We start from the raw sequence: 26140 nt of genomic DNA on the forward strand, positions 1-26140 counted from the left end.
CGCCACGCCCTCACCGCAGCGGCGCGATGTTGATGATCAGATCGCCGTAATTCGGCTGTCCGCCCGTCACGGTCCGCAGATAGAGCTTTTCGTCGATCTTGAAGAAGACATAGGCGCGCGAAGAGGCGTCCTCCATCGTAATGTAGACGGTGTTGCCATAGCGAACGTCCCAGGTGCCCTTGGTCGGCTTCCTGCCGCCCGATTCGTAGAAACCGACATGGAGCGGGCCCGAGATGGTGAACTCGTGGTTCTTGAAGAACGAGATCACGGTCTTGTCGCGAAAGGTCAGGCGCCTGCCGCCGACCGTCTCGTCGTTGAGGTTCATGTAGCGGATATCGGCGCCTGACTGCGCCCGCGCCGGCGCGGCGGCCGGCAGCGTTCCGGCGCATGCCAGCGCCAGCAGCAGGCAAAGGCTGGCCGCCCGCGCCATGAAGGTTCCAGGTCGCGCCATGATCGCTCTCCATATCCGCAGGCCGGCGCTGGAGCGCGGGCGGGCAAGGCCCCGACGAAGTCGGGACGAGCCGGTGAATGGACGGGCGGACGCTAGGTTCGCGAGGCGGCCCGGTCAATCCCGGCCTTGCTCCACAGCCGCGTCGACAACCCCGCCAACTCCTGCCTTTCTTCGGGTTGCGCCCCCCAAAAACGCATGCTAGATCACCGCCGCATTCAGGGTGTTAAATGTGCTGACCAGCGCGCATTTCGTCCGTTCGATACATCGCAGCGCCGGGACGATGCACTCCGCCCTCGCAAGAGGGTCGCCGGTGCGGTCCCTTGAACGAGAGACATGACGCGTGGCTGAAGGCGGATCGCAGGATCGGACACTGGTTTCGGGCGTCGCCGGGCGCTACGCGACGGCGCTCTTCGAACTGGCCGACGAGGCCAACGCCATCGACGCCGTCTCCTCCGACCTCGCCTCGTTCAGCGCGCTGATGGCAGACAGCACCGATCTCACCCGCCTGATCGAGAGCCCCGCTTTCTCGGCCGAAGATCAGACGGCTGCGATCAAGGCCGTGCTCGCCAAGGCCGGCATCTCCGGCGTCGCCGCCAACTTCATCGGCCTCGTCGCCAGCAAGCGCCGCCTGTTCGCGCTGCCGGGCATGATCCAGGGCTTCAAGAACCTCGTCGCCGAGGCGCGCGGCATCGTCAGCGCCGAGGTCACGGTCGCGGAAGAGCCTTCGCCCGAGCGCGTCGAGGAAATCCGCGCCGCGCTCAAGGGCGTCGCCGGCAAGGATGTCGATGTCGTCATCAAGGTCGATCCGGCGCTGATCGGCGGGCTCGTCGTCAAGATGGGCTCCCGCATGGTCGACGCTTCGCTGAAAACCAAACTCAATTCAATTCGTCTTGCCATGAAAGAGGTCGGCTGATGGAAATCCGCCCCGCTGAAATCTCCGCGATCCTGAAGGCCCAGATTTCGAACTTCGGGTCCGAAGCCTCGGTCACCGAAGTCGGCCAGGTTCTCTCCGTCGGCGACGGCATCGCCCGCGTCTACGGCCTCGACAAGGTCCAGGCCGGCGAGATGGTCGAGTTCGAAAGCGGCGTGCGCGGCATGGCGCTGAACCTCGAAAGCGACAATGTCGGCGTCGTGATCTTCGGCTCCGACCGCGAGATCAAGGAAGGCCAGACGGTCAAGCGCACCGGCGCGATCGTGGACGTCCCGGTCGGCAAGGAGCTGCTCGGCCGCGTCGTCGACGCGCTCGGCAACCCGATCGACGGCAAGGGCCCGATCAAGGCCAAGGCCCGCGCCCGCGTCGACGTGAAGGCGCCCGGCATCATCCCGCGCAAGTCGGTGCATGAGCCGATGGCGACCGGCCTCAAGGCGATCGACGCCCTGATCCCGATCGGCCGTGGCCAGCGCGAGCTGATCATCGGCGATCGCCAGACCGGCAAGACCGCCGTCGCGCTCGACACGATCCTGAACCAGAAGGCCAACAACGAAGGCACGGACGAGAGCCAGAAGCTCTATTGCGTCTATGTCGCCATCGGCCAGAAGCGCTCGACCGTCGCCCAGTTCGTGAAGGTGCTCGAAGAGCGCGGCGCGCTGGAATATTCGATCGTCGTCGCCGCGACCGCGTCCGACGCCGCCCCGATGCAGTTCCTGGCGCCGTTCGCCGGCTGCGCCATGGGCGAGTATTTCCGCGACAACGGCATGCACGCCGTCATCATCTATGACGACCTTTCCAAGCAGGCCGTCGCCTACCGCCAGATGTCGCTGCTGCTGCGCCGCCCGCCGGGCCGCGAGGCGTATCCGGGCGACGTGTTCTATCTTCACTCCCGCCTGCTCGAGCGCGCCGCCAAGATGGGCGACGGCGCCGGCAACGGTTCGCTGACGGCGCTGCCGGTCATCGAGACGCAGGCCAACGACGTCTCGGCCTACATCCCGACCAACGTGATCTCGATCACCGACGGCCAGATCTTCCTCGAGACAGACCTGTTCTACCAGGGCATCCGCCCGGCGGTGAACGTCGGCCTCTCGGTCTCGCGCGTCGGCTCGGCCGCGCAGACCAAGGCGACCAAGAAGGTCGCCGGCAAGATCAAGGGCGAGCTCGCCCAGTATCGCGAAATGGCCGCCTTCGCCCAGTTCGGCTCCGACCTCGACGCGGTCACCCAGCGCCTGCTCAACCGGGGCGCGCGCCTGACCGAGCTCCTCAAGCAGGCGCAGTTCTCGCCGCTGAAGATGGAAGAGCAGACGGTCGTGATCTATGCCGGCGTCAACGGTTATCTCGACCCGCTGCCGGTCAACAAGGTCCGCGCCTTCGAGGACGGCCTCCTGGCGCTGGTGCGCGGCAAGCATGCCGACATGCTGGCCGAGATCGGCAAGACCAAGGATCTTTCGGACGCGAACGCCGCGAAGCTGAAGGATCTGGTTACGGACTACGCCAAGTCGTTCTCGTAAGTTTTCCCGTCATGGTCGGCCTTGTGCCGACCATCCACGCCTTGCTCCTTTCGGGCAGCGCGCAGGCGGGATCAGGTGGATGAAGACGTGGATGCCCGGGACAAGCCCGAGCATGACGGGGTGAGACAAAACCTATGCCTTCATTGAAGGATCTCAGGAACCGCATCGCCTCCGTGAAGGCGACGCAGAAGATCACCAAGGCCATGCAGATGGTCGCGGCCGCCAAGCTGCGCCGGGCGCAGGCTTCGGCTGAAGCGGCGCGGCCCTATGCCGAGCGCATGGAGACTGTGCTGGCGAGCCTTGCCGCCGGCGTCTCGGGCGACGGCGCGCCGAAGCTTATCGGCGGCACCGGGTCCGACAAGGTCCAGTTGCTCGTGGTCTGCACTGCCGAGCGCGGCCTGTGCGGCGCTTTCAACTCCTCGATCTCCCGTCTCGCCCGCGACAAGGCGAACGCGCTGAAAGCCGAGGGCAAGACGGTCAAGATCATCTGCGTCGGCAAGAAGGGCTACGACATCCTGCGCCGGCAGTTCGAGAAGGACATCATCGAACTCATCGATCTGCGCGCCTTCAAGCAGATCGGCTTCGCCAATGCCGAGACGATCGCGCAGAGCATTCTGGCGCGCTTCGCCGCCGGCGAGTTCGATGTCGCGACCCTGTTCTTCTCGAAGTTCAAGTCGGTGATCTCGCAGATCCCGACGGCGCAGCGCATCATTCCGGCTGAAATCCCGGCCGGCACCAAGACCACCGATGCCGCCTACGACTACGAGCCCGACGAGACCGAGATCCTGGAGACGCTGCTGCCGCGCAACCTGACGGTTCAGGTGCTGCGCGCGATCCTGGAGAACGCGGCCTCCGAGCAGGGCGCGCGCATGTCGGCGATGGATTCCGCCACGCGCAACGCCGGCGAAATGATCAAGAAGCAGACGCAGCTCTACAACCGCTCGCGCCAGGCCATGATCACCAAGGAACTGATCGAAATCATCTCCGGCGCGGAAGCGCTATAATCGCCTAGCAATTAGGCCGGCATGCCGGCCACCCGACACGCTGTACCCGAGGTTCGAAACCATGGCCAAAGCCGCTACCAAGAAGACCGCCGCTGCTGAAAAGCCCGCCAACACCGGCACCGGCCGCATCGTGCAGGTCATCGGCGCCGTCGTCGACGTGCAGTTCGACGGCGTGCTGCCGGAAATCCTGAACGCGCTCGAGACCGACAATCTCGGCAATCGCCTCGTGCTCGAAGTCGCCCAGCATCTTGGCGAGAACACCGTTCGCACGATCGCGATGGACTCGTCTGAAGGTCTGGTCCGTGGCCAGTCGGTCACCGACACCGGTTCGCCGATCATGGTTCCGGTCGGCGACGAGTGCCTCGGCCGCATCATGAACGTCATCGGAGAGCCCGTCGACGAGGCCGGCCCGATCCTGACCACCGCACGCCGCGGCATCCACCAGCCTGCCCCGTCCTATGCCGACCAGGCGACCGACGCGCAGATTCTCGTCACCGGCATCAAGGTCGTCGATCTGCTGGCGCCTTACGCTAGGGGCGGCAAGATCGGCCTGTTCGGCGGCGCCGGCGTCGGCAAGACCGTGCTGATCATGGAACTGATCAACAACGTCGCGAAGGCTCACGGTGGCTACTCGGTGTTCGCCGGCGTCGGCGAGCGCACCCGCGAGGGCAACGACCTCTATCACGAGATGATCGAGTCTGGCGTGAACAAGAAGGGCGGCGGCGAAGGCTCGAAATGCGCTCTCGTCTACGGCCAGATGAACGAGCCTCCGGGCGCCCGCATGCGCGTCGCGCTGTCGGGCCTCACCGTCGCGGAAGATTTCCGCGACAAGGGCCAGGACGTGCTGTTCTTCGTCGACAACATCTTCCGCTTCACGCAGGCAGGCTCCGAAGTGTCGGCGCTGCTCGGCCGTATCCCGTCGGCGGTGGGCTATCAGCCGACGCTCGCCACGGACATGGGCAACCTGCAGGAGCGTATCACCACCACCAACAAGGGTTCGATTACCTCGGTGCAGGCGATCTACGTGCCCGCCGACGATCTGACCGACCCGGCGCCCGCGGCTTCGTTTGCTCACCTTGACGCCACGACCGTGCTGTCGCGCTCGATCGCGGAAAAGGGCATCTATCCGGCGGTCGACCCGCTCGACTCGACGTCGCGCATGCTGTCTGCCGCGATCGTCGGCGAGGAGCACTACACCATCGCCCGCCAGGTCCAGCAGATCCTCCAGCGCTACAAGGCGCTGCAGGACATCATCGCGATCCTGGGCATGGACGAGCTCTCGGAAGAGGACAAGATCTCGGTCGCCCGCGCCCGCAAGATTGAGCGCTTCCTGTCGCAGCCCTTCTTCGTCGCGGAAATCTTCACCGGATCGCCGGGCAAGCTCGTCGCGCTGGAAGACACCATCAAGGGCTTCAAGGGTCTGGTCGAGGGCAAGTACGACCACCTGCCGGAAGCCGCCTTCTACATGGTCGGCTCGATCGACGAAGCCATCGAGAAGGCCCAGCGCCTCGCGGCCGAAGCGGCGTAACAACACGCGCCGTCATCCCGGACAAGCGGCGCAGCCGCGCCGATCCGGGATCCATCACAGGGCGATGCGCTTTACGATGGATTCCGGGTCTTCGCTGCGCTTCGCCCGGAATGACGGTGGAGGGAGACAACGACGATGGCCACTTTCAAGTTCGAACTCGTCTCGCCCGAGCGCATCCTGTTCTCTGGTGATGTCGTCAGCGTCATCGTTCCCTCGGTCGAGGGCGAGATGACGGTGCTCGCCGGCCATGCGCCGGTCGTGGCGACGCTGAAGACCGGCGTCGTGCTGGCGCAGACCGATGCCGGCCACGGCAAGGAGTTCTTCGTCAATGGCGGGCTGGTCGAGATCAATGCGACCGGCCTGACGATCCTGGCCGAGCAGGGCCGCTTCATCGAGGACGTCGACAACGCCGTGCTCGACGCCGAAATCCTGACCGCCGAGACCCGTCTCGCCGGTTCGCATGACGAGGCCGAGAAGAAGCGCCTGCACGACGCACTCGTGCAGCTCAAGGAATTCAAGGGCGTCTTCGCCGAACGCAAAGCGGCCTGAGCGTTTCGCTTCCGTTATGAGCTTCAAAGGCCGCGCAAGCGGCCTTTTTCATGTAAATTGCCTGAATTCGGCGACAACCCTGTCGTAGACCGGCCGCTTGAACGGCACGATCAACTCCGGCATTCGCGCCAGCGGCAGCCAGGCCCACTCCCCGAATTCGGCGGGTTCGTCGCCATTGGGCTGCGTGATGTCGAATTCGGCGTCCGTGCCGGTGAAACGGAAGGCGACCCAGCGCTGGCGCTGGCCGCGAAAGGCGCAGAGTTTGTGCGGCGGGCCGGCATAGGGCGGGAAATCATAGGCCCACCATTCGTCGGTCGCAGCCAGGAACTCCGCGCTGGTCACGCCGGTCTCCTCGGCGAGCTCGCGCCGTGCTGCGGCAATGATGTCCTCGCTGGCGTCGATGCCGCCCTGGGGCATCTGCCAGTCGAAGCCCGGTAGCACGATTTCCGGGCCGGCGCTGTGCGAGCGGCCGGCGAAGACGAGCCCTTGCCGATTGAACAGGGCGATGCCGACATTGGGGCGGTAGGGCAGTTCCATCGGCCGAGTTTCACCTGCTCGCCAATGGCGATCAAGCCGCCGGGACGCTGCCCTGCTCAGGACGGAGGGTTACGGACGCGGTCTTCCAGATCGGCTCGCCGCTGCTCGGCGGTCGCCATGCGGCGCCAGTATCGCTCTCCCAGCCACCAGGTCGCGCCGGCGCCGGCAAAGCCTGCGAGGAGTCCATCTGCGCCGCCGATCGTAACGGACAGAGCAAGGAAGATCGCGACACCGGCAAACGCCGCGACGCCCCTGACGAGGCCTGCCCGGTTCATTCCCCCATCGCGATCAGGCTGGCATTGCCTCCCGCCGCCGCCGTGTTGACCGTCACGGTCTGTTCGGTGGCGAAGCGCATCAGGTAGTTGGGGCCGCCGGCCTTGGGTCCGGTGCCCGACAGGCCATGGCCGCCGAAGGGCTGTTGGCCTACGACCGCGCCGATGATGTTGCGGTTGACATAGATGTTGCCGGTCGAGAGCCGCCTGGTGACCTCCTCGACCGTCGTCTCGATGCGTGAATGCACGCCGAGCGTCAGGCCGTAGCCGGTCGCCTCGATCGCTTCGATGACCTTGTCGAGCTGGCCGGACTTCCAGCGCACGACGTGCAGGATCGGGCCGAAATGCTCCTGGCTGAGTTCGCTGATACTTTTCAGCGACACGACATGAGGCGCGACATAGGTTCCGCCGAGCGCGGGCGTTGCGCCCGACCATTCCAGCCGGCCGAGCTTGCGCATGTTCTCGACATGGGTGTCGAGCCTTTGTTTGGCGGCGCCGTCGATGACCGGGCCGATATGGGTATCGATGGCGCGAGGGTCGCCGAGCTTGAGTTCCCTGGCCGCGCCGGTGATCATCTCGACCATCTTGTCGGCGACATCCTCCTGCACCACGAGCAGGCGCAACGCCGAGCAGCGCTGGCCGGCCGAGCGGAAGGCCGACATCACGACATCGTCGGCGACCTGTTCGGCCAAGGCCGTCGCATCGACGATCATGGCGTTGAGGCCGCCGGTCTCGGCGATCAGCGGGACGATCGGGCCGTCCTTGGCGGCGAGCGCCCGGTTGATCGCGCGTGCGGTCGATGTCGAGCCGGTGAAGGCGACGCCGGCGACCGCCGGGTGGGCGACCAGCGCCGCGCCGAGCGTGCCGTCTCCAGGGGTCAGATGCAGGGCGGAGACCGGCACGCCGGCCTCATGCAGGAGCCTGACCGTGACGGCCGCGATCAGCGGAGTCTGCGGGGCCGGCTTGGCGACGACGCTGTTGCCGGCGACGAGCGCGGCCGCGACCTGGCCTGCGAAGATCGCCAGTGGAAAATTCCACGGCGCAATGCACAGGAACGGCCCGCGTCCGCGCAGGATCAGCCGGTTGTCCTCGCCGGTCGGGCCGGGCAGCGCGGTCGGCACGGCGAATTTGGCCTCGGCCTCGGCCGCGTAGTAGCGGCAGAAATCGACGGCTTCACGAACCTCCGACAAGGCGTCGTCCAGCGTCTTGCCGGCCTCCGCCTGCAGCAAAGCGAGCAGCAGGCCGCGCCGTTCCTCCATCAAATCGGCAGCCTTGCGCAGGGCTGCGGCGCGGCTGCGGGCGGGCGAGCGGTTCCATGAATCGAAGCCGGCTTTCGCCGCCTTCATGGCGCGGTCCGCCAGGGTGGCGTCCGCTTCCGCCACCGTACCGATCGGCTTGCCGTCGATCGGGGAGTTGACTGGCCGAGGCGTTCCACCGGCCGGTTTGCCGTCGACGATCGCACTCGCCGCCGGGAAAGGTTTTGCGGTGGCGGCGGCGATCTCGGCCAGCAGGGCTTCGAGGCTTTCGGCGTGACCGAGCTCGACCCCGGCGGAGTTTTTACGCGACGGTCCAAACAGATTGGCTGGAAGGGGGATGCGCCGGTGCCGCGCCGCGCCCGCAGTGCCGATGCTGTCGGCCGGCGGTACCAGCAACTGCGCGACCGGCACGTCGGGATCGCCTGAGACGCTGACGAAGGAGGAGTTGGCGCCGTTCTCGAGCAGACGGCGCACGAGATAGGCAAGCAGGTCCTGATGGCCGCCGACGGGCGCATAGGTGCGGCATGCATAACCGGTCGGGTCGGCGAGGAGCCGCTCGTAGAGCGCCTCGCCCATGCCGTGCAGCCGCTGGAACTCGTAGTTCTCGGCATCTCCAGCCATCTCGGCGACGCTTGCGACCGTCAGCGCGTTATGGGTGGCAAATTGCGGGATGATGCGCGGCCGCAGGCGCAGGAGCTGCGCGGCGCAGGCCTCGTAGTTCAGGTCGGTCATCGCCTTGCGGGTGAAGACCGGATAATCGGGCAGGCCACGCTCCTGGGCGCGCTTCAGCTCGGTGTCCCAATAGGCGCCCTTGACGAGGCGCACCATCATGCGCCGGTCATGACGCTCGGCCAGAGCCGCGATGTGGTCGATCACGGCGCAGGCGCGCTTCTGATAGGCCTGGATCGCAAGGCCGAAGCCGTCCCAGTCGGCAAGCGAGGTGTCGGCCACGACGGCATCGATCACGTCGAGCGAGAGTTCGAGCCGGTCGGCCTCCTCGGCATCGATGGTGAAGTTGAGATCGTAGCGCTTGGCCTGCCGGGCCAGCGCGATCACCTTGGGCACGAGTTCCGCCAGTACGCGGGCATGGTTGGTCGCGTCGTAGCGCGGATGCAGGGCCGAGAGCTTGACCGAGATACCCGGCCGGTTCGGCAGGGGCGCGTTGCCGGCGGATGCGCCGATGGCGTCGATCGCGGCGGTGTAGGAGGCGAGATAGCGGTCGGCGTCGGCTTGGGTACGCGCGCCCTCGCCGAGCATGTCGAAGGAATAGCGATAGAGCTTTCCGCTTTTGGAGCCGGCGCGCTTCAGCGCCTCCTCAATGGTCTGGCCGAGCACGAAATGATTGCCCATCACCCGCATGGCCTGCCGCGTCGCCGTGCGCACGGTGGGCACGCCCAGCCGCTTGGCGAGGCCGCCGATGATGCCGCTCGGCGTTTCGCCGGGCTGGATGACGCGGGCGGTGATGCCGAGCGCCCACGCCGAGGCCGAAACAAGGAAGGCGTCCGACTTCGACTCGTGGTGGGCGAAATCGCCCTGTCCGAGTTTGTCCTCGATCAGCGCGTCGGCGGTGGCGGCGTCGGGCACGCGCAGCAGCGCCTCGGCCAGCACCATCAGCGCCAGCCCCTCCTTGGTCGAGAGCGAATACTCGCGCAGCAGTTCCTCGATTCCGCCGAGGCCCACCTTGCGGGTGCGGATGGCGTCGACGAGTTCGGTGGCGCGGGCGTCGATGCGCGCCTTGGCGGCGGGCTCGCGCCGCGCGCCTGCCAGCAGCCGGCCCGCGATCGCGCCGTCATCCTCGGCATAGGGCATGCGGAAGGCGGGAATGGCAGGCTTCGAGGCAGGGGCGGCCATGAACAAGGCTCCAGACGGGCGGCAGCGGGATGATCTGAAGCATCGGGCCAAGGAGACCGCATATCAATTGGCTATTTTGACGAAATTGCTGTATTAATCGCATCATTGAGATTATCTGGCAGAGAATAATCCCGTGCTTGATCGCACCGACCGCCGTATCCTCGCCTTGCTGCAGTCGGACGGCCGTATCGCCGGCGTCGAGCTGGCGGAAAAGGTCGGGCTGTCGCCGACCGCCGTGGGCGAGCGCCTGAAGCGATTGACGCGCGAGGGCTTCATCACCGGCTACCGCGCCACGCTCGATCCGCTGAAGCTCGGCCTGAACCTGCTGGTCTTCGTCGAGGTCTATCTCGACAAGACGACCCCCGACGCCTTCGAGCGTTTCGCTGCGGCCGTGAAGCGCGCGCCGGAGGTGCTGGAATGCCATATGGTCGCCGGCGGCTTCGATTATCTGGTCAAGACCCGCGTCGCCGACATGAACGCCTATCGCCGCTTTCTCGGCGACGTGCTGCTGGCGCTGCCAGCCGTGCGCGAGACCCGGACCTATGCGGTGATGGAGGAGGTCAAGACCGATGGGGCGCTGCCGCTGTGAAGCGACCCGCCGCTTTTTGTGCGCCACTGTTCTGTCTGCAACCATTCCAGCTTGACCTGCGGGCTCGTTGCGCCAGTCTGCCTTTCTGCGGCTGCGGGCCGCGCTTCAGCCCTTTCCTGCAATGACCGTCGATCCGGAGCCTGCCATGCCGCCCCTTTCGCGCCCGCCTGCCATGGCCCTTTCGCGGCGTGGTCTCGGCTGCGCCATTGGCGGGGCGCTTCTGGCTCTGGCTGGTCTGACGAGTTCCGCACAGGCGCAGGTGCCGGTGCGCTTTACGCTCGATTGGCGTTTCGAGGGGCCGGCGGCGCCGTTCCTGATCGCCCTGGAGAAAGGGTACTTCAAGGCCGAGGGGCTCGACGTCACGCTCGATACCGGCAACGGCTCGCGCGAGGCGATCCCGCGTGTGGCGTCGGGCGCCTATGACGCCGGCTTCGGCGATGTGAATTCGCTGATCCGCTTCCGCGACGAGAATCCCAGCGTCGATCTCAAGGCGGTGATGATGGTCCATGACAAGCCACCCTTCGCCATCGTCGGGCGCAAGAGCCGCGGCGTGACGGCGGACGTCAAAAGCCTGGAGGGCCGCAAGTTCGGCGCGCCGGCAGCCGATGCCGCCTTCGCGCAATGGCCGATCTTCAAAACCATCAACAAGCTCGACGACAGCAGGATGCGGCTGGAGAATGTCGGCTTTCCCGTACGCGAGCCGATGCTGGCGTCCGGCGAGGTCGACGCCGTCTTCGGCTTCGCCAGTTCGTCCTATGTCAATCTGAAGGCGCGCGGCGTGCCGGTCGACGATATCGTCGTCATACTGATGGCCGACTATGGCGTCCAGCTCTACGGCAATGCGGTGATGATCGCGCCGAAATTCCTGGCCGAGAAGCCGGAAGCCGTGCGCGGCCTGCTGCGGGCGATCATCAAAGGCGTCAGGGACACGGTCGCTGATCCGGCGCAGGCCGTGCAACTCGTGATCAAGCGCAACGATGTCGCCAAGGTCGAGGTCGAGATCGAGCGCCTGAAGATGACGCTCGAACAGAATGTGATGACGCCCTACGTCAAGGCCAACGGCTTCGGCGGCATCGACAAGGCGCGCTGGGAGCGCGCGCTCGACCAGATCGCGCTGACCGCCCCGTTCAAGGACAGGGCCAAAGCGGGTGAGGGATTCACTGATGCGTATCTGCCGACCCTGGCTGAGCGGGTTTTCTGACGGCCCCCCTCGACGGCCGCGGGGCGCGATACACCTGACCTATGGCGACCGTGACAGTGCGGGCCGTCCTGCCTATCGTGCCGCGCCTTTCTGAAGCCGGACCCGCCAGATTGATCCTGCCCGATTTTCGCGACTATGCCGCCCTGCGCAGCGCTTTCCGCTGGCGCATCCCCGATCGCTACAACATCGCCGTCGACATCTGCGACCGCTGGGCGGCGCTGGAGCCGGAGCGCACCGCGATCATCGAGGTCAGCGAGGACTGGCGCGCCAGCCCGGTCTCTTTCGGCCATCTGCGCGCGCAGTCCAACCGGCTGGCGAACGTGCTCCGGTCGCGCGGCGTCGGGCGCGGCGACCGCATCGCGATCCTGCTGCCGCAGGGCAGGGCGGTGCTGACAGCGCATCTGGCCGCCTACAAGCTCGGCGCCATCGCCGTGCCGTTGGCGGCGCTGTTTGGCGTCGATGCGCTGTCCTACCGGCTGGGCGACGCGGCCGCGAAGGTTCTGGTCACCGATGCGGCCGGGCTCGTCAAAACCCGCCAGATCGCCGAGCCGCTGCCGGAGCTTGCGCTGGCGATTTCGACCGACGGGGCTGATGGCGACGCACTCGGCTGGGGAGCGCTGCTGGCAGAGGCGAGCTCGGATTTTTCGCCCGTCGATACCGGTCCCGACGATCCGGCCTTGATGATCTACACCTCCGGCACGACGGGGAACCCCAAAGGCGCACTTCATGGGCATCGCGTGCTGCCGGGCCATCTGCCGGGCGTGCAGATGCCGCACGAGTTCATGCCCCGGCCGGGCGACATCGCCTGGACGCCCGCCGACTGGGCCTGGGCCGGCGGACTGCTCAACATGCTGCTGCCGGCGTTGCATTTCGGCGTTTCGGTCGTGGCGCGGCCGGTGACGCGGTTCGAGCCGGAGGAGGCGTATCGGCTGATCGCGGAGCAGGGCATCCGCAACGCCTTCGTGCCGCCGACCGCGCTGCGCATGCTGCGCAGTGTCGACAGGCCGCGCGAACGCTTCCGCCTCGACCTGCGCACGGTGGCGGCGGCCGGCGAGACGCTGGGCGCGGAGACGTTGAACTGGGGTCGCGAAGCGCTGGGTCTCACCATCAACGAGGCCTATGGCCAGACCGAGTGCAATCTGGTGCTCGCGTCCTGCGCCGCAATCGGCCTCAGCCGGCCGGGGTTCATCGGCAAGGCGGTGCCCGGCCATGAGGTCGCGATCATCCGCCCGGATGGCTGCGTCTGCGCGGCGGATGAGGAGGGCCAGATCGCGGTCAGGCGGCCCGACCCCGTGATGTTCCTGGGTTATTGGCGCAAGCCCGAGGCCACGGCGGAGAAATTCATCGGCGACTGGATGACGACCGGCGATCAGGGCGTCGAGGATGGCGATGGCTACGTCCGCTTCATCGGCCGCGACGACGACGTCATCACCTCATCGGGCTATCGCATCGGGCCGGGCGAGATCGAGGACTGCCTGCTGAAGCATCCCGCCGTGGCGCTGGCTGCGGTCGTCGGCAAGCCGGACGCGCTGCGCACGGAGATCGTCAAGGCCTTCGTGGTGCTGAAAGCCGGCCTGACACCATCGCTGGGCCTCGCCGGCGAGCTTCAGGCCTTCGTCCGCCAGCGGCTCTCGGCCCATGAATATCCGCGCGAGATCGCCTTTCGCGAGGAGCTTCCGCTGACAACCACCGGCAAGATCATCCGGCGGCTCCTGCGCGCCGAAGCCTGAAGGAGCGCTGGAAGGCGTCGCGGGCGCGGGCTGCGAGGTCGCGCGGCTTGAGCGCCGCCTGCGGGGTCAGGCGGACTTCACCGAAGCTGGCCTCCGGCTGGGACGGCTCGATGATGGGCCGGGACGGCGCCGACTGGCGCATCATCGCCAGCAGCACCTGCTCGGCCGTGAAGGTCGCGAAAGCCTCGTCATGAGCGGCCATGTAAAGCCAGTTGCGCCGTGCGCGTCCCAGGACGATCGCGCCGGCGATGGGCGTCTCGTCGAGCATCAGCAGGCCGACGCGGCATTGCCGTGCGCGCGCCAAAGCGCGGGTCATGGCGCGCAGGAAGCCGACCTCGCGCGTATCGTGCAGCACGGCCGTGCCAGCCCGGCCGACGGGCCCGGACGCCTGCATCGCGAGGATGAGTTCGACCGCGTCGCGTGTTTCGATGCGCGAGCCGGCCTCGACGAGCTGGAGCCGGCCGCGTCGCGACAGGGCCTGTCGGCCGGGTGCGTTGTCGCCCGGCTGGGAGGGGGCGACGAGCGGCAGCACCCGTCCCGCCGGCTGCAGGGTGGCGGACAGGCCGAGTGGTTCGGCCGCGCGCAGCAATGGCGTCATCAGAGCGCTTTCAAGGTCGATGCGGCGCAGCACGAAGCCGCGCCCCTGCAGCACCCAGCCCTGACGCAGGCTGAGCACCGCCATGATCACCGCTTCGGCCGTCGCCGCGTCGAGCAGCGGCGCGCCATTGAGGATGTGCCGCTCGGAGAAGCCGATCAGTTCATCGGGCACGAACAGGCGGTTGCGCGGAAAGCAGGGGATCAGGCCGAGCAGGCGGCGGCGCGGATCGCCTGGCCTGCTCTGCCAGGCGAGGATCACGGCGACGTCCCGGAAGGCGACCAGATGCTGGCTGGCTGCGAGCGCGAAATCGGGCTCGAAGAACAAATTGGGTTCGATGGCGCGGGCGGCGAGATCGCTCCAGGCCTGCCGGATGTCGGCGCAGGCCGAGAGCGGCCGGATCTCGATGACGATCGGGCTGTCGAGCGGGTGTTCCGCGACGGGCGGCGCCGCGATTCCGCTCGCGCCGGCGACGATGCCCCTCAACGTGGTGATCTGGTTCATCCGACCCTGCCTGCCCGTAAGCTGGATCGTCCCGGGACCGCTTTGCGCCATAGCGGCACAAGGTGGAGCCCATCGCGATCGATCGGGAGGGTGGCTTCAAGATCGGGGCCGCGCCCCGGCGTATCAGGCCGTTGCGGCGGCGGAAGCCGGATGCGGCGTCTGGCCGAGGAAGGCAGCCCAGAGCCGCTGGACCATGGTCTCGTCGATGTCCTTGACGATCAGCACCAGCCGCGAGCGCCGGTCGGCGTCGGGCCAGGCGTCGAGCAGCAGCGGCGGATGCAGGATCTGCTGGACGGCGTGGACGAGCAGCGGCCGGCCGGGTTGCCCGGCGATGTCGACCAGTCCTTTGAGGCGCAGCAGCTTCGAGCCATGGGTCGAGCGCAGCAGGGTCCAGAACAGGTCGAAGGTCGTCTGGGCGATGGGTTTTTCCGCCGTCAGCACGAAGGCGCGGATGCTGGCGTCGTGCCGGTTCACATCGTGGCGGTGGCCGTGATGGCGATGGTCGCCATGGTGGTGGTCATGCGCATGGCCATGCGTGTGACTGTCAGCCAGCGCCTCCTGAGCGAGCCAGCGGGAGAGGTCCAGCGGGCGGGCGGCAAGATCGTAGAGACCGGCCCCGATGAGGGCGTCGGCCGCCGCCTCGGGAGGCAGAATTGCGATGCCCGGGTTGAGTTCGCCCAGCCGCGCGCGCAGGGCGCCGAGCGCATCGTCGTCGGTTGCGAGATCGGCCTTGGTCAGCACGATCCGGTCGGCGGCGACGACCTGCTTCACCGCCTCCTCATGGGCGTCGAGCGTCGCCATGCCGTTGACCGCGTCGACCAGCGTGACGACGCCGTCGAGCCGGAAGCGCATCGCGAGATAGGGGTGGTTGATCAGGACGTTGAGGATCGGCGCGGGGTCGGCTAGGCCCGTGGTCTCGATCACCACGCGCCTGAACGGCACGATCCGGCCATTGTCGTGCCGGCGCAGCAGATCCTCGAGCGTGACGATCAGGTCGTCGCGGATGGTGCAGCAGAGGCAGCCCGAGGCGAGCAGGATCATGCTCTCCTCGACTCCCTCGATCATCAGGTGGTCGAGGCCGATCTCGCCGAATTCGTTGACGATGACGACCGTCTGCGCCAGCGCCGGGTCTTTCAAAAGACGGTTCAGCAGCGTCGTCTTGCCGGCTCCGAGGAAGCCGGTCAGCAGGGTCAGCGAAATCGGTTCGGGTCTGGTCATCGGCGCGTGGTTTCAGGTCTTCAGGCGAGCGCCGGCGGGCGGCGCTTTTGTTCTAGTATAACATTGGTCATGATCGCCGCCACGACAAGGCCGCCGCCGGCATATTGCAGGGGGCCGAGCCGTTCCCCGAGAACGAGGCCTGCAATCGCCACCGCGAAAACCGGTTCGGCGCAGAAAGCGAGGCCTGCCGGCCCCGGCGCGATGCGCGCCAGCGCCAGCACCTGCAGCAGAAAGCCCACGAGATAGCAGCCGATCGTGATGGCGACGGCCCAAGGCGCGAGCAGCAGCGCGCCGGGGGGCAGGAAGCCGCCAGCGATGGCCAGGATCGCCACGGTCACCGGCAGGATGACCATATGCGACCAGAACAGTTTCGGCAGTGGCGGCGTCGCGGCGCTGGCAGCGCCGGCGAAGAACTGCGCGGCTGCCAGCACGCTCGCCACCAGCGCCAGCGCCAGACCGCGCCAATCGAGGCCGTGGAAATCGGGCCCGACCACCAGCGCGACACCGAGGAAGGCGACGAGCGCCACCACAAGCCGGTCGAGGCTGAAGCGCGCCGGGGTCACGATGGGTTCGGCCAGCACGATCAGGATGGGGAAAGTGTAGAAAACGACGACCGCGACCGAGACCGGCAGGAAGGCGACGGAGGAGAGATAGGCCGAGCCGACGATGCCGGTCGTCGCGCCGAAGAGCAGCACGGCGCGGCGCTGCTGGCGCTCGACTGTGAGGGATGCGCGCCAGACCAGCGCCGCCAGTCCCACCAGCGCCAGCATGATGAAGACGCGATAGAACACGACCAGCGGCCCGCTCAGCCCGGCCTGACCGGAGATCTGGGCGCTGACGATGTTGGCGCCGAAGGACGCGGCAGCGCCGAGCGCCAGCGCAATGCCGTTTCGCCTCGCGGCGCGTTCGCCCCCGCTGTCCAAGCAGCCGGACTCAGGCGTCGTCGCTGGGCTTGGGCTTTGCCTTGATCTTCGGCGCGGGCTTTCCGGACTGCGGCTTTACCGCCGCCTGTGAGGGCTTGGCCTTGTCCGCGGCCTTGGCCTTGTCGGGCCCGGCGTTCTGGCTGGACGGCTTGGCCAGCAGCGGCCGGGCGGGCGGGCGAGCCGCAGCCTTGATGCCGGCGGCCGCGCCCGGGCGCAGGCTGCTCGGCGTCGCCGCGCCGGGCTGGATCGCGCCCTGCAGTCGCAGCGGTGCGCCGGCGGGGGCCTCGGGGGCCGCAGCCTCGCCCGTCGGTGCGAAGGCGCTGGTCGTGCCGGGAATGCCGCCATTACCGGAAGCCGTGCGGGCGCTGGCTGTACCGAACAGGCCAGGCGTCGCGTTGCCGAGTACGCCTGCGGTGACGGCTGCGCCCGGTGCGACGACGGGAGCCCCGCCGCGCGCGATCTGGCTGTCGGCCCGGCCCACAACATTGGCGGCCAGTGGCGCGGAGGCCGAACCCGGCGTCCGTCCGAAGGCGACGGGCACCGGCGTCGTCTCGGCGCGGGGGCCGAGCACGATCCTGCCCGAGGGCGAGCGGGAGAGCATCGCGCCGGTGGCGCGCGGCTGCGCGCTGAACAGCTGGAAGCGGTCATTGGCGCCGTCGGCATTGCCGCCGACCGTCGCGCTGACGCCCGAGATCGGTCCATCGACATCGACGTCGTCGGCGAGCGCCGCGCCGCCGCCCTTACGGCGGACATCGTCACAGATGCTGTAGGCGCGTCCGCCGCTGGAGGGCAGAGAGGTGACGTTGTAACCGAGGCCGCCCCATTTGCCGAAGCCGTCATCGAGCAGCTGAGCCGCCTTGACCGTGCGCTCGGACCCCGACAAAGCGCCGAGCACGACGGCGATGAGCGTGCGGCCGCCGCGCGTCGCAGTCGCCACCACGTTGAAGCCCGAGGCGCAGACGAAGCCGGTCTTCATGCCGCCGATGCCGGAATAGCGGCCGACGAGACCGTTGGTGTTGTTCAGCACCTGCTTGCCGAGCTGTACCGAGGCCGTGTTCCAATAGTCGGAATAATTGGGAAATTCGCGCATCAGGGCCATGGCCAGGATCGCGAGATCGCGCGCGCTGACCTGCTGGTCGGGATGGTGCCAGCCATTGGGATTGACGAAATGGGTGTCGCGCATGCCCAGCCGCGCGGCCTCGGCGTTCATCATCCCGACGAAGGTCTCGACGTCGCCGCCGACGCCTTCGGCGATGACATAAGCGATGTCGTTGGCCGATTTGACCATCATGATGCGCAGCGCGTTGTCGAGCGTGATCTCCTGGCCGGCCTTGATGTAGACCTTGACCCGGGGCTGGCTGGCGGCGCGCTTGGAAGCGGGAATGGCGGTTTCCAGCCCGAGCCTGCGCTCGCGCACAGCCTTCAGCGCGAGATAGGCCGTCATCATCTTGGTGGTCGAGGCCGGGTGCCAGGGCTGGCCGGCGTTCTCGCTGGACAAAACGTCGCCGGTCGAGGCGTCGATGACGAGGCTGGTGCCGGCAAGCGCGGGGCTGGCGAGGGAGAAACCGAGAGCGAGCACGGCGGCAAGGCGGGATGCGATCATCGGGCTTTGTCTTGAACCTGTGAGGACGCGGAGTAACGGGAACGCTGGGGGTTCAACGCGACGCGTGCGGCAATTTCGAGACGGCTTAAGGCTTTCGCCCGCCTGTGGATGCATACCTACCCTCAGCGGAGCGATTTGCCTAGTCGGCCCGGCCGGTCCAAAAGCGCGCTGGCCGGCTTGCGTCCCGGCCATGAAAGCCCGGACCCGCCCCTTGAGCTTCAGCCTCCTCTGGATCCCCGCCACCATTGTCGCCTCGATGCTGCAGACGGCGCGCAATCTGACACAGCGCTCGCTCACCGAGGTGATCGGCGTGGTTGGCGCGACGCAGGTGCGCTTCCTGTTCGGGCTGCCCTTCGCGCTGGTGTTTCTGCTGCTGGTCTGCCTGGTGTCGGACCGTCTGCCGCCGTCGATCGACGCCGGCACGCTCGGCTATACGCTCTGGGGCGCGTCGACGCAGGTCGCCGCGACCGGATTGATGCTGGCTGCGATGCGGGCGCGCTCCTTTGCCGTGACGACCGCCTACACCAAGACGGAAGCCGTGCAGGTCGCGATTTTCGGAGCGTTGCTGCTGGGCGACCCGCTGGGCTGGGCGAAATTCGCCGCGATCGTGATCGCGACGGTCGGCGTCGTCGTCGTGTCGTGGAAACCCGGCGAGAAGCTCTCCAAGGCCGGGCTGCAGCCGGCGGTGCTGGGCGTCAGCGCGGGCGCGTTCTTTGCCCTGTCGGCAGTCGGCTTTCGCGGCGGCATCACCAACCTTCCCGACGGCTCCTTCTTCATCCGCGCCACCACGATCCTGGCGCTCGGCCTGGCGATGCAGACGGCGCTGCTGACGCTCTACATGCTGGCAGCGAACCGGCCGGCTCTGGTTTTGAGCCTGCGCAACTGGCGACGCTCGCTCTTTGCGGGCTTCCTCGGCGCGGCGGCGTCGCAATGCTGGTTCATCGGGTTCTCGCTGACGAGTGCCGCCAATGTCCGCACGCTGGCGCTGATCGAGGTGCCGCTGGCGCTGGTCGCCTCGCGCCGAATCTTCTCGGAAGGCACGAGCCGGCGCGAACTGCTGGGCATGGCGATGATCGTGCTCGGCGTCGGAGCCCTGCTGCTGATCGCGATCTGAAGATTTCGGGCCCGGTCCGATTGCGCCGGCATGACTGGAAGCGCTGGAGCGGTACAGTTGAACGCGAGGGCGTGCCGGCGTGGCCAGCAATGCCAGCATGTTTGTCCCTGATCGCTGCCTCCTGCACTTGCGGGAGAGGGGCGCGGACATTGCGGCAATTTCAGCCGCCATCTCCGCTGTTGTTTGCGGGGCTTCAGCAAGACGCTGGTTTTTCGGCCGGTTTCGCCGTATATTGTTGAAGCTGGGGTCAGGCCTACGGTTTCGGATCGCGGAGCAAGACAGGGATGGCACGTTGAGCGCAGCCCATTACGAAGCCATCGTCGATCGCATCCATGCCGGCTCGGGCGACCCGCGCGATTGGGTCGAGGCCTTGCCCGACATCTGCGCCTATGTCGGCGGCGAAGTCGGGCAGCTCGTCGTGGCCGATCGCCAACGCAAGCTCGCATCGGGCGAGCATTTCTACGCCTTGACGCCCAATCGCGATGTCGACGACGTGCACCGCTTCATTCGCGAGTATGGCGGTCGCGACCCGCGCCGCTTTGTCTATCTCAACGCGCTCGGGCGCGTCTTCAGCGACATCGAGATGGAGCCTGAAGGGTTCGACGGCACCGGCATCGTCGCCGACTATCTGTCCCGTCTCGATATTCGCCGCCATCTGTTCTGCGCGCTTGCTGCGCCCGAGGGCTCGTTTGCCGCTTTCACCGTGATGCGCTCGCGCCGCATCGGGTTCTTCGGCGATGTCGAGAAAAGCCGCATGCTGCGGGTGGCGCGGCATATGGAGCGCTCGCTGCAACTTGCGACCCTGCTCACGGAGCGCGACGCGGCGACCGCCATGCTCGATCTCGTCAGCGCCCCGATCCTGATCGCAACGGCATCGGGCCGCGTCGTCTATGCGAATGCGGCGGCCGAACGTTTGGCCGAAACCGGTCTGATCGTATTTCAGCACCAGCGCCTGACCAGCCGCGTGCCGCGGGAGCGCGAGCAGCTTGCGGCCGCCCTGCGCGCCGCGACGGACGAGCGCGATGTCGGTGGGCAGGCGGGCATCTGGCAGCTGCGCGAGGGCGAGGCCGTCCAGCGCTTCATCGTGCTGCCATTGCCGGAGCGGCACGCCTGGCGGTCCCTGACGGGACCGGGACGGCTTGCGGCCATCGTCGGCTCCGCGCCGCAGGTGACGCCCGGCGATCTGCTGCGCGTGCTCTATGGCCTGACCTCGGCCGAAACCCGCATCGCCAAGGCCCTGACCGACGGCGAAACGCTCAAGGAGGCGGCGCTGCGCTTCGGCATCTCGGTCAACACCGCGCGAGACCATCTGAAATCGGCTTTCCGCAAGATGGGCATCGAACGCCAGAGCCAGCTCGTGCTGGCGGTGCGCGAGATGCATTCGCTGCCGTTGTCGACGCGCTGACGGTCTCGCCACGCAATTCGCTTGCGCGCGCCGATATGGCGCTGGCCGGTCCGCATGATGGTCCGCCCGTCCTTGCACGGCTGAAATGCGCCGTTGCCCGCTTGCGGGCGCCCGTCGGCGAGAGCAATTAGGGTGAAACGCGACTGCGAGATCGAAATCGGGAGAGATGTCATGAGCGCTGCGATCGTCGGTTGGGCCCATACGCCGTTCGGCAAGCAGGATGCCGAAACCATCGAGAGCCTGATCGTGCGCGTCGCCGTCGACGCGCTGGTCGATGCCGGGATCACCGCCGATCAGGTCGACGAGATCGTGCTCGGGCATTACAATGCCGGCTTCTCGATGCAGGATTTCACGGCGTCGCTGGTGTTGCAGGCCGATCCGGCGCTGCGCTTCAAGCCGACCACCCGCGTCGAAAACGCCTGCGCCACCGGCTCGGCCGCCGTCCATCAGGGTGCGCGCGCGATCAAGGCCGGAGCTGCCAAGGTCGTGCTCGTCGTCGGCGTCGAGCAGATGACGAAGACGCCCTCCGCCGATATCGGCAAGTTCCTGCTCAAGGCCTCCTATCTCAAGGAGGAAGGCGAGACGACCGGCGGTTTCGCCGGGGTCTTCGGCCAGATCGCCGCGTCCTATTTCCAGCGCCATGGCGACCAATCCGATGCGCTCGCCATGATCGCCGCCAAGAACCACAAGAACGGCGTCGAGAACCCCTATGCCCAGATGCGCAAGGATCTCGGTTTCGAGTTCTGCCGTAACGAGAGCGAGAAGAACCCCTTCGTCGCCGGGCCGCTGAAGCGCACCGACTGCTCGCTCGTCTCGGACGGGGCGGCGGCGATCGTGCTCGCCGACGAGGAGACCGCGATGGGCATGCGCCGCGCCGTCGGCTTTCGCGGCATGGCCCATGTCCAGGATTTCCTGCCCCTGTCGAAGCGCGATATCCTGAAATTCGACGGCTGCGCGCTCGCCTGGAAGCAGGGACTCAGCGCCGCCGGCATCACGCTAGACGATCTTTCCTTCGTCGAGACGCATGACTGCTTCACCATCGCCGAACTGATCGAATACGAGGCGATGGGCCTGACCAAGGAAGGCGACGGCGCGCGCGCGATCAAGGAAGGCTGGACGCTGAAGGGCGGCAAGCTGCCGGTCAACGTCTCCGGCGGCCTCAAGGCCAAGGGCCATCCGATCGGCGCGACCGGCGTGTCGATGCATGTGCTCAGCGCCATGCAACTCGTCGGCGAGGCGCCCGAGGGCATGCAGGTCGACGACGCCAAGCTCGGCGGCATCTTCAACATGGGCGGCGCGGCCGTTGCGAATTATGTCTCGGTGCTGGAGCGTATCAAGTGACGCATTCGTGCGTGGAGTGATGCCAGCGTGACCGTCTTCGTCGCGCTGCTGCCGGCCTATTTCCTCTCGATCTTCTACCGCTCGTTCCTGAGCGTCATCGCGACGTCGCTGATGGCGGATCTGGCGATGGGTCCGCGCGAGCTCGGTATCCTCGGCTCGGCCTGGTTCATCGCGTTCGCGGCGGCGCAGTTCCCGGTCGGCTGGGCGCTCGACCGGCTCGGGCCGCGCCGCACGGTGTCCGTCGCGATGGCGGTGGGAGCGGCCGGGGCATTCCTGTTCGCCTATGCGGGCAGCGCCGCGACCGGCACACTCGCCATGGCGCTGATCGGCATCGGCTGCGCGCCGGTGTTCATGGCGAGCCTGTTCCTGTTTGCCCGTACCGCCGCCCCGAGCCGATTTGCCTTCCTGACCTCGGTGTTCATCGGGCTTGGCTCGCTTGGCAATCTCGTCGGCGCGGCGCCGCTGGCCATCGCGGCTGCGCGCTATGGCTGGCGGCCGTCCATGCTCGTCATGGCCGGCGCCTTCGCCGTGGCGACGCTGCTCGCCGCCGCGCTGATCCGCGATCCGCCGCGCGCCGAACAGGCGTCAGGCAAGGCCGTCGGGGTGATCGAGGGACTCGCCAGCATCGTCAGGCTGAAGCCGCTCTGGTTGCTCGCGCCGATCACGCTCACCGCCTATGCAATCCTGGCGACGGCGCGGGGCCTCTGGATCGCGCCGTTCATGGGCGATGTCCATGGGCTCGACAGCGTCGTCGCCGGCAATGCCGCGACCGCCATGGCGGTCGCCATGGTCGCGGGCGCGTTCATCTATGGCGGGCTGGAAAAGGCCATCGGCCGGGTCAAGCCGCTGGTGTTGTGGGGCACGGTGGCGACGGCGGTGACATTCGCGCTGCTGGCGCTGGTTGGCGCGGCGTCCTTGCCGCTCGCCATCGCGCTGTTTGCGCTGATCGGCGCGGTCGGCTTCACCTATGCGATCCTGATGGCGCATGCGCGCATCTTCTTTCCCGCGCATCTGCTCGGGCGGGGCATGACGGCTGTGAACTTCCTGTTCATCGCGGGCGCGGCGCTGGTCCAGTCCGGGTCGGGCTGGTTCATCGCCTCGCAACGCGCGGCCGGGCTCGACGCGGCCTCGACCTTCGCCAATCTGCACTGGGTCTTCGCCGGTCTGCTGCTGGCCTCGGCGGTGGTTTATGCGTTCACGCCGGAGAAGGCGACAGGCTGAGCTTGCCGTCATATCCAGTCGGTATTACTTTTCTGCTGACTGGTAATACGGAGATGCGACATGCCGACCACGGTGACCAGTAAGGGTCAGGTGACGATCCCAAGAGACATCCGCATAGCTTTTGGGATCGAGCCCGGGAACGCTGTCTCGTTCTCGGTCGCCGCCGACGGACGGATCGTTGTCGAGAAGGTGCCGGATCGCAGCTTTGCGACGAGGATCCAGAAAATCCGTGGGATTGCCGGGCCTGGCATGAGCACGGACGAGGTCATGGCTCTGACAAGAGGCGAAGACTGAGTGGTTCTGGTCGATAGCAATGTCTTGCTCGACATCGTCACCGACGATCCCATCTGGTCATCCTGGTCCGCCGCGCAGATCGAGAAATTTGCCGAGGATGGTCAGTCGATCATCAACGGCGTTGTGTATGCGGAGCTCTCGGTCCGCTTTCCGACGACGGATGCGGTGGACGAGGTCTTGAGGCAGGTTCGTCTCACGTTAAGAGAAACGCCACGCTCCAGCCTTTTTCTCGCCGGCAAGGTCTATCGCCAGTATGGGGCTTCTGGCGGAGCCAGAACCGGCGTTCTGCCCGATTTCTTTATCGGCGCACATGCGGCGGTCGCCGGCATCCCGCTGCTGACCCGCGACCCGCGCCGCTATCGCACCTATTTCCCCACCGTCGAACTGATCGCGCCCTGAGGCTCAGCCCTCGCCCGGCCCCCGCGCCACGATCGCCAGCGCGTGGACGCCGTCGGCCAGTTCCTGCGCCAGCGCGGCGTTGACCAGCCGGTGCCGGTCGAGCCGGCTCTTGCCGGAGAAGGCCTCCGACACGATATCGACCCTGAAATGGGTTTCGCCGCCTTCGCGCCAGCCGCCATGGCCCTGATGCTGATGCGATTCGTCGATCACGTTCAGGCGCTGCGGCGAAAGCGCCTGCTCCAGCTTCTTCGTGATCCGTTCAGCCATTGCGGTCATGATCGCGACACTGTCCTGATGATGTTACCCGGCTCCCGGCCGGAGCTGCGCTGCCCGATCATGCTGCGCCGCACTTGCCGGTCGTCCCTCCCGGTCTCATAACCATTCGACGATGAACATCAACTCGCGCCTGTTCGACCGCATCAGGATCGGCCCTTCCGAGGCGGAAGCGCCCGTGGAGACGCATGCGACGCCATGCGACCATCCCGGCTGCAAGCGCGCCGGCGAATTCCGCGCGCCCAAGGGTCGTGGCCGCGAGGGCCAGTTCTTCCTGTTCTGCATGGAGCATGTGAAGACCTACAACGCGACCTACAACTATTTTCAGGGCATGAACGACGAGGCGCTGGCCGCCTACCAGAAGCAGGAGGAGATCGGCCATCGGCCGACCTGGAAGCTCGGCGTCAACTCGAAGGCCGCGCGGATGGCGCAGCGCGGGCGCGTGGCCAATGGCGGCGAGCAGCCCGATGTGCAGGACGCCTTCAACATTTTCGGCGCAAGGCGCGCCCAGCAGGCGGCCACGCCCGAACCGCGTGTCGGCGTCGTCGCGCGCAAGGCGCTGGAGGCGCTCGGTCTCGACGAGAACGCCGATTCGATCGCAATCAAGGCGCGCTACAAGGAACTAGTGAAACGCTTCCACCCCGACGCCAATGGCGGCGACCGCTCGCGCGAGGACACGCTGCGCGAGATTCTGAAGGCGTATCAGCAGTTGAAGACGGTCGGGATGGTCTAGCGAGCGCCGCGTCCCCGCCGCAGGGCGCCCTTCGCCAGCCTCAGGACGATCGCCACGACGCGGCAGGCCACATACCAGAGACCGGCCAGAATCCCCGCCATCGAGGCGAACAGGAACGCGCCGCTCGGCCCCGCTTCTTCCGATGAAACGGAGGCGATGCAAAAGACCGCGAAAGCGGCGAGCGGAATCGAGACGGCCAGACCGATCCAGTGCAGCCAGCGTGTCGTGCGGTCCATCGGGGTGTCCGGGGCGGCGAAGTCGGCCACAACGATTTGCCGGAGGAGTCACCGAATGGGCAAGAGCCCATTGCGGCGGGACACGTAGCGCGCTCCAGTGCGGCAAGCCACATGACAATCCCCCCAAATAGGGGCTATCCTTCCGTAGCGTCAATGATAGACCTCGAACTGTCGGACCAACCGTTCAAGGGGAAACGCCATGCACTCGATCATTCTCGCGGCTTCCATCGCCATTGTTTTGCCAGCGGTCTCCTGGGCGGCGTTGCCGGGCGCAAACGACAAGGCCGGCGTCCGCTCCACGAACGGCGTGCAGGTGGCCGACTATTACAGCGGCAAGAAACATTGCCGCAAAGTCGGCAGCGCGACCGTCTGCAACTAGGTCCGGGCCAGAGGCGTCAACGCCTGTTTCATCCCGTCCTGCGCGGGAGAAAGCCGTCCGCCGGCTATGGTCAGAAGCGATGACGACTATCTGAAAGCGCTCGCGAAATGCGAGGCGCTGGCCGCGCGGGCCGATGCGCCCGAGGCAAGGCGAGCGATCCGGGCGCTGGCGGACGCTATGGCGCTATGGGAGCAAGCCCTGGGCGAAGCCGGCAGCCCTGGCCGCAAGCCTCCGCGGGAGGCGTCGCGCGCAAGGGCCCGCGCCGGCGCCTCAATGAGCAGAATTCTGGCGATCGCGCGTCACGCCCATGCGGCGGCGACAAGCGACGACGGCCACGGTTTCGAATCTGGAGACGCCTTGGCATAGGCAATCACGCCGAATGGCGCGCCCACGGGGAATCGAACCCCGGTTTTCGCCGTGAGAGGGCGACGTCCTAACCGCTAGACGATGGGCGCAGCGCGGCAGAGGGCTGCTGTGTAATCGGCCAGCCGG

Annotated in this window: 26 protein-coding genes and 1 tRNA gene; 16 read left to right on the forward strand and 11 right to left on the reverse strand. The window is 67.1% G+C overall.

The window, feature by feature from the left end:
• Window positions 1–10: 10 nt before the first annotated feature.
• On the reverse strand, window positions 11–451 hold the full coding sequence (locus AC1DZY_RS08265) for a hypothetical protein (protein ID WP_476819613.1): 441 nt from the start codon (window positions 449–451) through the stop codon (window positions 11–13).
• Window positions 452–791: 340 nt separating this feature from the next.
• Here AC1DZY_RS08265 and AC1DZY_RS08270 point away from each other — a divergent pair, with 340 nt between their 5' ends.
• The 5 genes from AC1DZY_RS08270 (at window position 792) to AC1DZY_RS08290 (ending at window position 5974) form a co-directional block, all read left to right on the forward strand.
• A complete protein-coding gene (locus AC1DZY_RS08270; RefSeq protein ID WP_476819614.1) occupies window positions 792–1364 on the forward strand; it encodes a F0F1 ATP synthase subunit delta in 573 nt (190 codons plus the stop codon).
• Window positions 1364–2893: a F0F1 ATP synthase subunit alpha gene (gene atpA, locus AC1DZY_RS08275; RefSeq protein WP_476819615.1), complete on the forward strand. Its 1530-nt coding sequence runs from the start codon at window positions 1364–1366 to the stop codon at window positions 2891–2893. The genes AC1DZY_RS08270 and atpA overlap by 1 nt, the downstream gene beginning before the upstream one ends.
• 134 nt (window positions 2894–3027) lie before the next feature.
• Window positions 3028–3897, forward strand: a complete 870-nt coding sequence (locus AC1DZY_RS08280; protein ID WP_476819616.1) for a F0F1 ATP synthase subunit gamma — start codon at window positions 3028–3030, stop codon at window positions 3895–3897.
• A 61-nt stretch (window positions 3898–3958) separates the two neighbouring features.
• The gene (gene atpD / locus AC1DZY_RS08285; protein ID WP_476819617.1) at window positions 3959–5425 is read left to right on the forward strand and encodes a F0F1 ATP synthase subunit beta; all 1467 of its coding nucleotides are present in this window, start codon (window positions 3959–3961) and stop codon (window positions 5423–5425) included.
• A 135-nt stretch (window positions 5426–5560) separates the two neighbouring features.
• Window positions 5561–5974: a F0F1 ATP synthase subunit epsilon gene (locus AC1DZY_RS08290; RefSeq protein ID WP_476819618.1), complete on the forward strand. Its 414-nt coding sequence runs from the start codon at window positions 5561–5563 to the stop codon at window positions 5972–5974.
• A 48-nt stretch (window positions 5975–6022) separates the two neighbouring features.
• On the opposite strand, the gene AC1DZY_RS08295 is transcribed toward AC1DZY_RS08290, so the two are convergent.
• The 3 genes from AC1DZY_RS08295 to putA are packed head-to-tail and all read right to left on the reverse strand — an operon-like array spanning window position 6023 to window position 9890.
• Window positions 6023–6511: an RNA pyrophosphohydrolase gene (locus tag AC1DZY_RS08295; RefSeq protein WP_476819619.1), complete on the reverse strand. Its 489-nt coding sequence runs from the start codon at window positions 6509–6511 to the stop codon at window positions 6023–6025.
• A 56-nt stretch (window positions 6512–6567) separates the two neighbouring features.
• Window positions 6568–6786: a hypothetical protein gene (locus tag AC1DZY_RS08300; protein WP_476819620.1), complete on the reverse strand. Its 219-nt coding sequence runs from the start codon at window positions 6784–6786 to the stop codon at window positions 6568–6570.
• The gene (putA, locus tag AC1DZY_RS08305; RefSeq protein ID WP_476819621.1) at window positions 6783–9890 is read right to left on the reverse strand and encodes a bifunctional proline dehydrogenase/L-glutamate gamma-semialdehyde dehydrogenase PutA; all 3108 of its coding nucleotides are present in this window, start codon (window positions 9888–9890) and stop codon (window positions 6783–6785) included. Before putA ends, AC1DZY_RS08300 begins: the two co-directional genes overlap by 4 nt.
• 133 nt (window positions 9891–10023) lie before the next feature.
• Here putA and AC1DZY_RS08310 point away from each other — a divergent pair, with 133 nt between their 5' ends.
• The 3 genes from AC1DZY_RS08310 to AC1DZY_RS08320 all read left to right on the forward strand — a co-directional run bounded on the left by AC1DZY_RS08310 (window position 10024) and on the right by AC1DZY_RS08320 (window position 13410).
• Entirely contained in the window at window positions 10024–10479 is a 456-nt protein-coding gene (locus tag AC1DZY_RS08310) for an Lrp/AsnC ligand binding domain-containing protein (protein WP_476819622.1), read from the forward strand.
• A 145-nt stretch (window positions 10480–10624) separates the two neighbouring features.
• A complete protein-coding gene (locus AC1DZY_RS08315) occupies window positions 10625–11680 on the forward strand; it encodes an ABC transporter substrate-binding protein (RefSeq protein WP_476819623.1) in 1056 nt (351 codons plus the stop codon).
• A 113-nt stretch (window positions 11681–11793) separates the two neighbouring features.
• A complete protein-coding gene (locus AC1DZY_RS08320) occupies window positions 11794–13410 on the forward strand; it encodes an AMP-binding protein (protein ID WP_476819746.1) in 1617 nt (538 codons plus the stop codon).
• Here the strand turns inward: AC1DZY_RS08320 and AC1DZY_RS08325 are convergent.
• From AC1DZY_RS08325 to AC1DZY_RS08340, 4 genes are all read right to left on the reverse strand, one after another.
• Entirely contained in the window at window positions 13379–14509 is a 1131-nt protein-coding gene (locus AC1DZY_RS08325) for a GNAT family N-acetyltransferase (protein ID WP_476819624.1), read from the reverse strand. The genes AC1DZY_RS08320 and AC1DZY_RS08325 overlap by 32 nt on opposite strands.
• Before the next feature lie 123 nt (window positions 14510–14632).
• On the reverse strand, window positions 14633–15727 hold the full coding sequence (locus AC1DZY_RS08330) for a CobW family GTP-binding protein (protein ID WP_476819625.1): 1095 nt from the start codon (window positions 15725–15727) through the stop codon (window positions 14633–14635).
• A 20-nt stretch (window positions 15728–15747) separates the two neighbouring features.
• The gene (locus AC1DZY_RS08335) at window positions 15748–16650 is read right to left on the reverse strand and encodes an EamA family transporter (RefSeq protein WP_476819626.1); all 903 of its coding nucleotides are present in this window, start codon (window positions 16648–16650) and stop codon (window positions 15748–15750) included.
• A gap of 10 nt (window positions 16651–16660) precedes the next feature.
• Window positions 16661–18253 carry a D-alanyl-D-alanine carboxypeptidase family protein gene (locus AC1DZY_RS08340; RefSeq protein WP_476819627.1) on the reverse strand — a complete coding sequence of 531 codons (1593 nt, stop codon included), beginning with the start codon at window positions 18251–18253 and terminating at the stop codon, window positions 16661–16663.
• A 190-nt stretch (window positions 18254–18443) separates the two neighbouring features.
• Between AC1DZY_RS08340 and AC1DZY_RS08345 the strand changes: the two genes are divergently transcribed.
• The 6 genes from AC1DZY_RS08345 to AC1DZY_RS08370 all read left to right on the forward strand — a co-directional run bounded on the left by AC1DZY_RS08345 (window position 18444) and on the right by AC1DZY_RS08370 (window position 24027).
• Window positions 18444–19367, forward strand: a complete 924-nt coding sequence (locus tag AC1DZY_RS08345) for an EamA family transporter (protein WP_476819628.1) — start codon at window positions 18444–18446, stop codon at window positions 19365–19367.
• Window positions 19368–19659: 292 nt separating this feature from the next.
• Window positions 19660–20772, forward strand: a complete 1113-nt coding sequence (locus tag AC1DZY_RS08350) for a helix-turn-helix transcriptional regulator (RefSeq protein WP_476819629.1) — start codon at window positions 19660–19662, stop codon at window positions 20770–20772.
• Between the two features lie 171 nt (window positions 20773–20943).
• Window positions 20944–22113, forward strand: coding sequence for an acetyl-CoA acetyltransferase (locus AC1DZY_RS08355; RefSeq protein WP_476819630.1), 1170 nt, complete (start codon window positions 20944–20946; stop codon window positions 22111–22113).
• A gap of 27 nt (window positions 22114–22140) precedes the next feature.
• The gene (locus tag AC1DZY_RS08360) at window positions 22141–23334 is read left to right on the forward strand and encodes an MFS transporter (RefSeq protein ID WP_476819631.1); all 1194 of its coding nucleotides are present in this window, start codon (window positions 22141–22143) and stop codon (window positions 23332–23334) included.
• Between the two features lie 60 nt (window positions 23335–23394).
• Window positions 23395–23628 (forward strand): AbrB/MazE/SpoVT family DNA-binding domain-containing protein, encoded by a 234-nt coding sequence (locus AC1DZY_RS08365; protein ID WP_476819632.1) that lies wholly within the window; start codon window positions 23395–23397, stop codon window positions 23626–23628.
• Window positions 23629–24027: a type II toxin-antitoxin system VapC family toxin gene (locus tag AC1DZY_RS08370; RefSeq protein WP_476819633.1), complete on the forward strand. Its 399-nt coding sequence runs from the start codon at window positions 23629–23631 to the stop codon at window positions 24025–24027.
• Window positions 24028–24030: 3 nt separating this feature from the next.
• Here the strand turns inward: AC1DZY_RS08370 and AC1DZY_RS08375 are convergent, their stop codons facing one another.
• On the reverse strand, window positions 24031–24303 hold the full coding sequence (locus AC1DZY_RS08375) for a BolA family protein (protein WP_476819634.1): 273 nt from the start codon (window positions 24301–24303) through the stop codon (window positions 24031–24033).
• 112 nt (window positions 24304–24415) lie between these two features.
• On the opposite strand from AC1DZY_RS08375, the gene AC1DZY_RS08380 reads away from it, so the two are divergent.
• Window positions 24416–25033 carry a DnaJ domain-containing protein gene (locus AC1DZY_RS08380; protein ID WP_476819635.1) on the forward strand — a complete coding sequence of 206 codons (618 nt, stop codon included), beginning with the start codon at window positions 24416–24418 and terminating at the stop codon, window positions 25031–25033.
• On the opposite strand, the gene AC1DZY_RS08385 is transcribed toward AC1DZY_RS08380, so the two are convergent.
• Window positions 25030–25299, reverse strand: coding sequence for a hypothetical protein (locus AC1DZY_RS08385; protein WP_476819636.1), 270 nt, complete (start codon window positions 25297–25299; stop codon window positions 25030–25032). The genes AC1DZY_RS08380 and AC1DZY_RS08385 overlap by 4 nt on opposite strands.
• Window positions 25300–25468: 169 nt before the next feature.
• Between AC1DZY_RS08385 and AC1DZY_RS08390 the strand changes: the two genes are divergently transcribed.
• Window positions 25469–25648 (forward strand): hypothetical protein, encoded by a 180-nt coding sequence (locus tag AC1DZY_RS08390; protein ID WP_476819637.1) that lies wholly within the window; start codon window positions 25469–25471, stop codon window positions 25646–25648.
• Between the two features lie 380 nt (window positions 25649–26028).
• On the opposite strand, the gene AC1DZY_RS08395 is transcribed toward AC1DZY_RS08390, so the two are convergent.
• A tRNA-Glu gene (locus AC1DZY_RS08395) sits at window positions 26029–26103 on the reverse strand.
• Between the last annotated feature and the right edge of the window lie 37 nt (window positions 26104–26140).

The sequence above is a fragment of the Allobosea sp. P2_A10 genome, assembly GCF_056405115.1.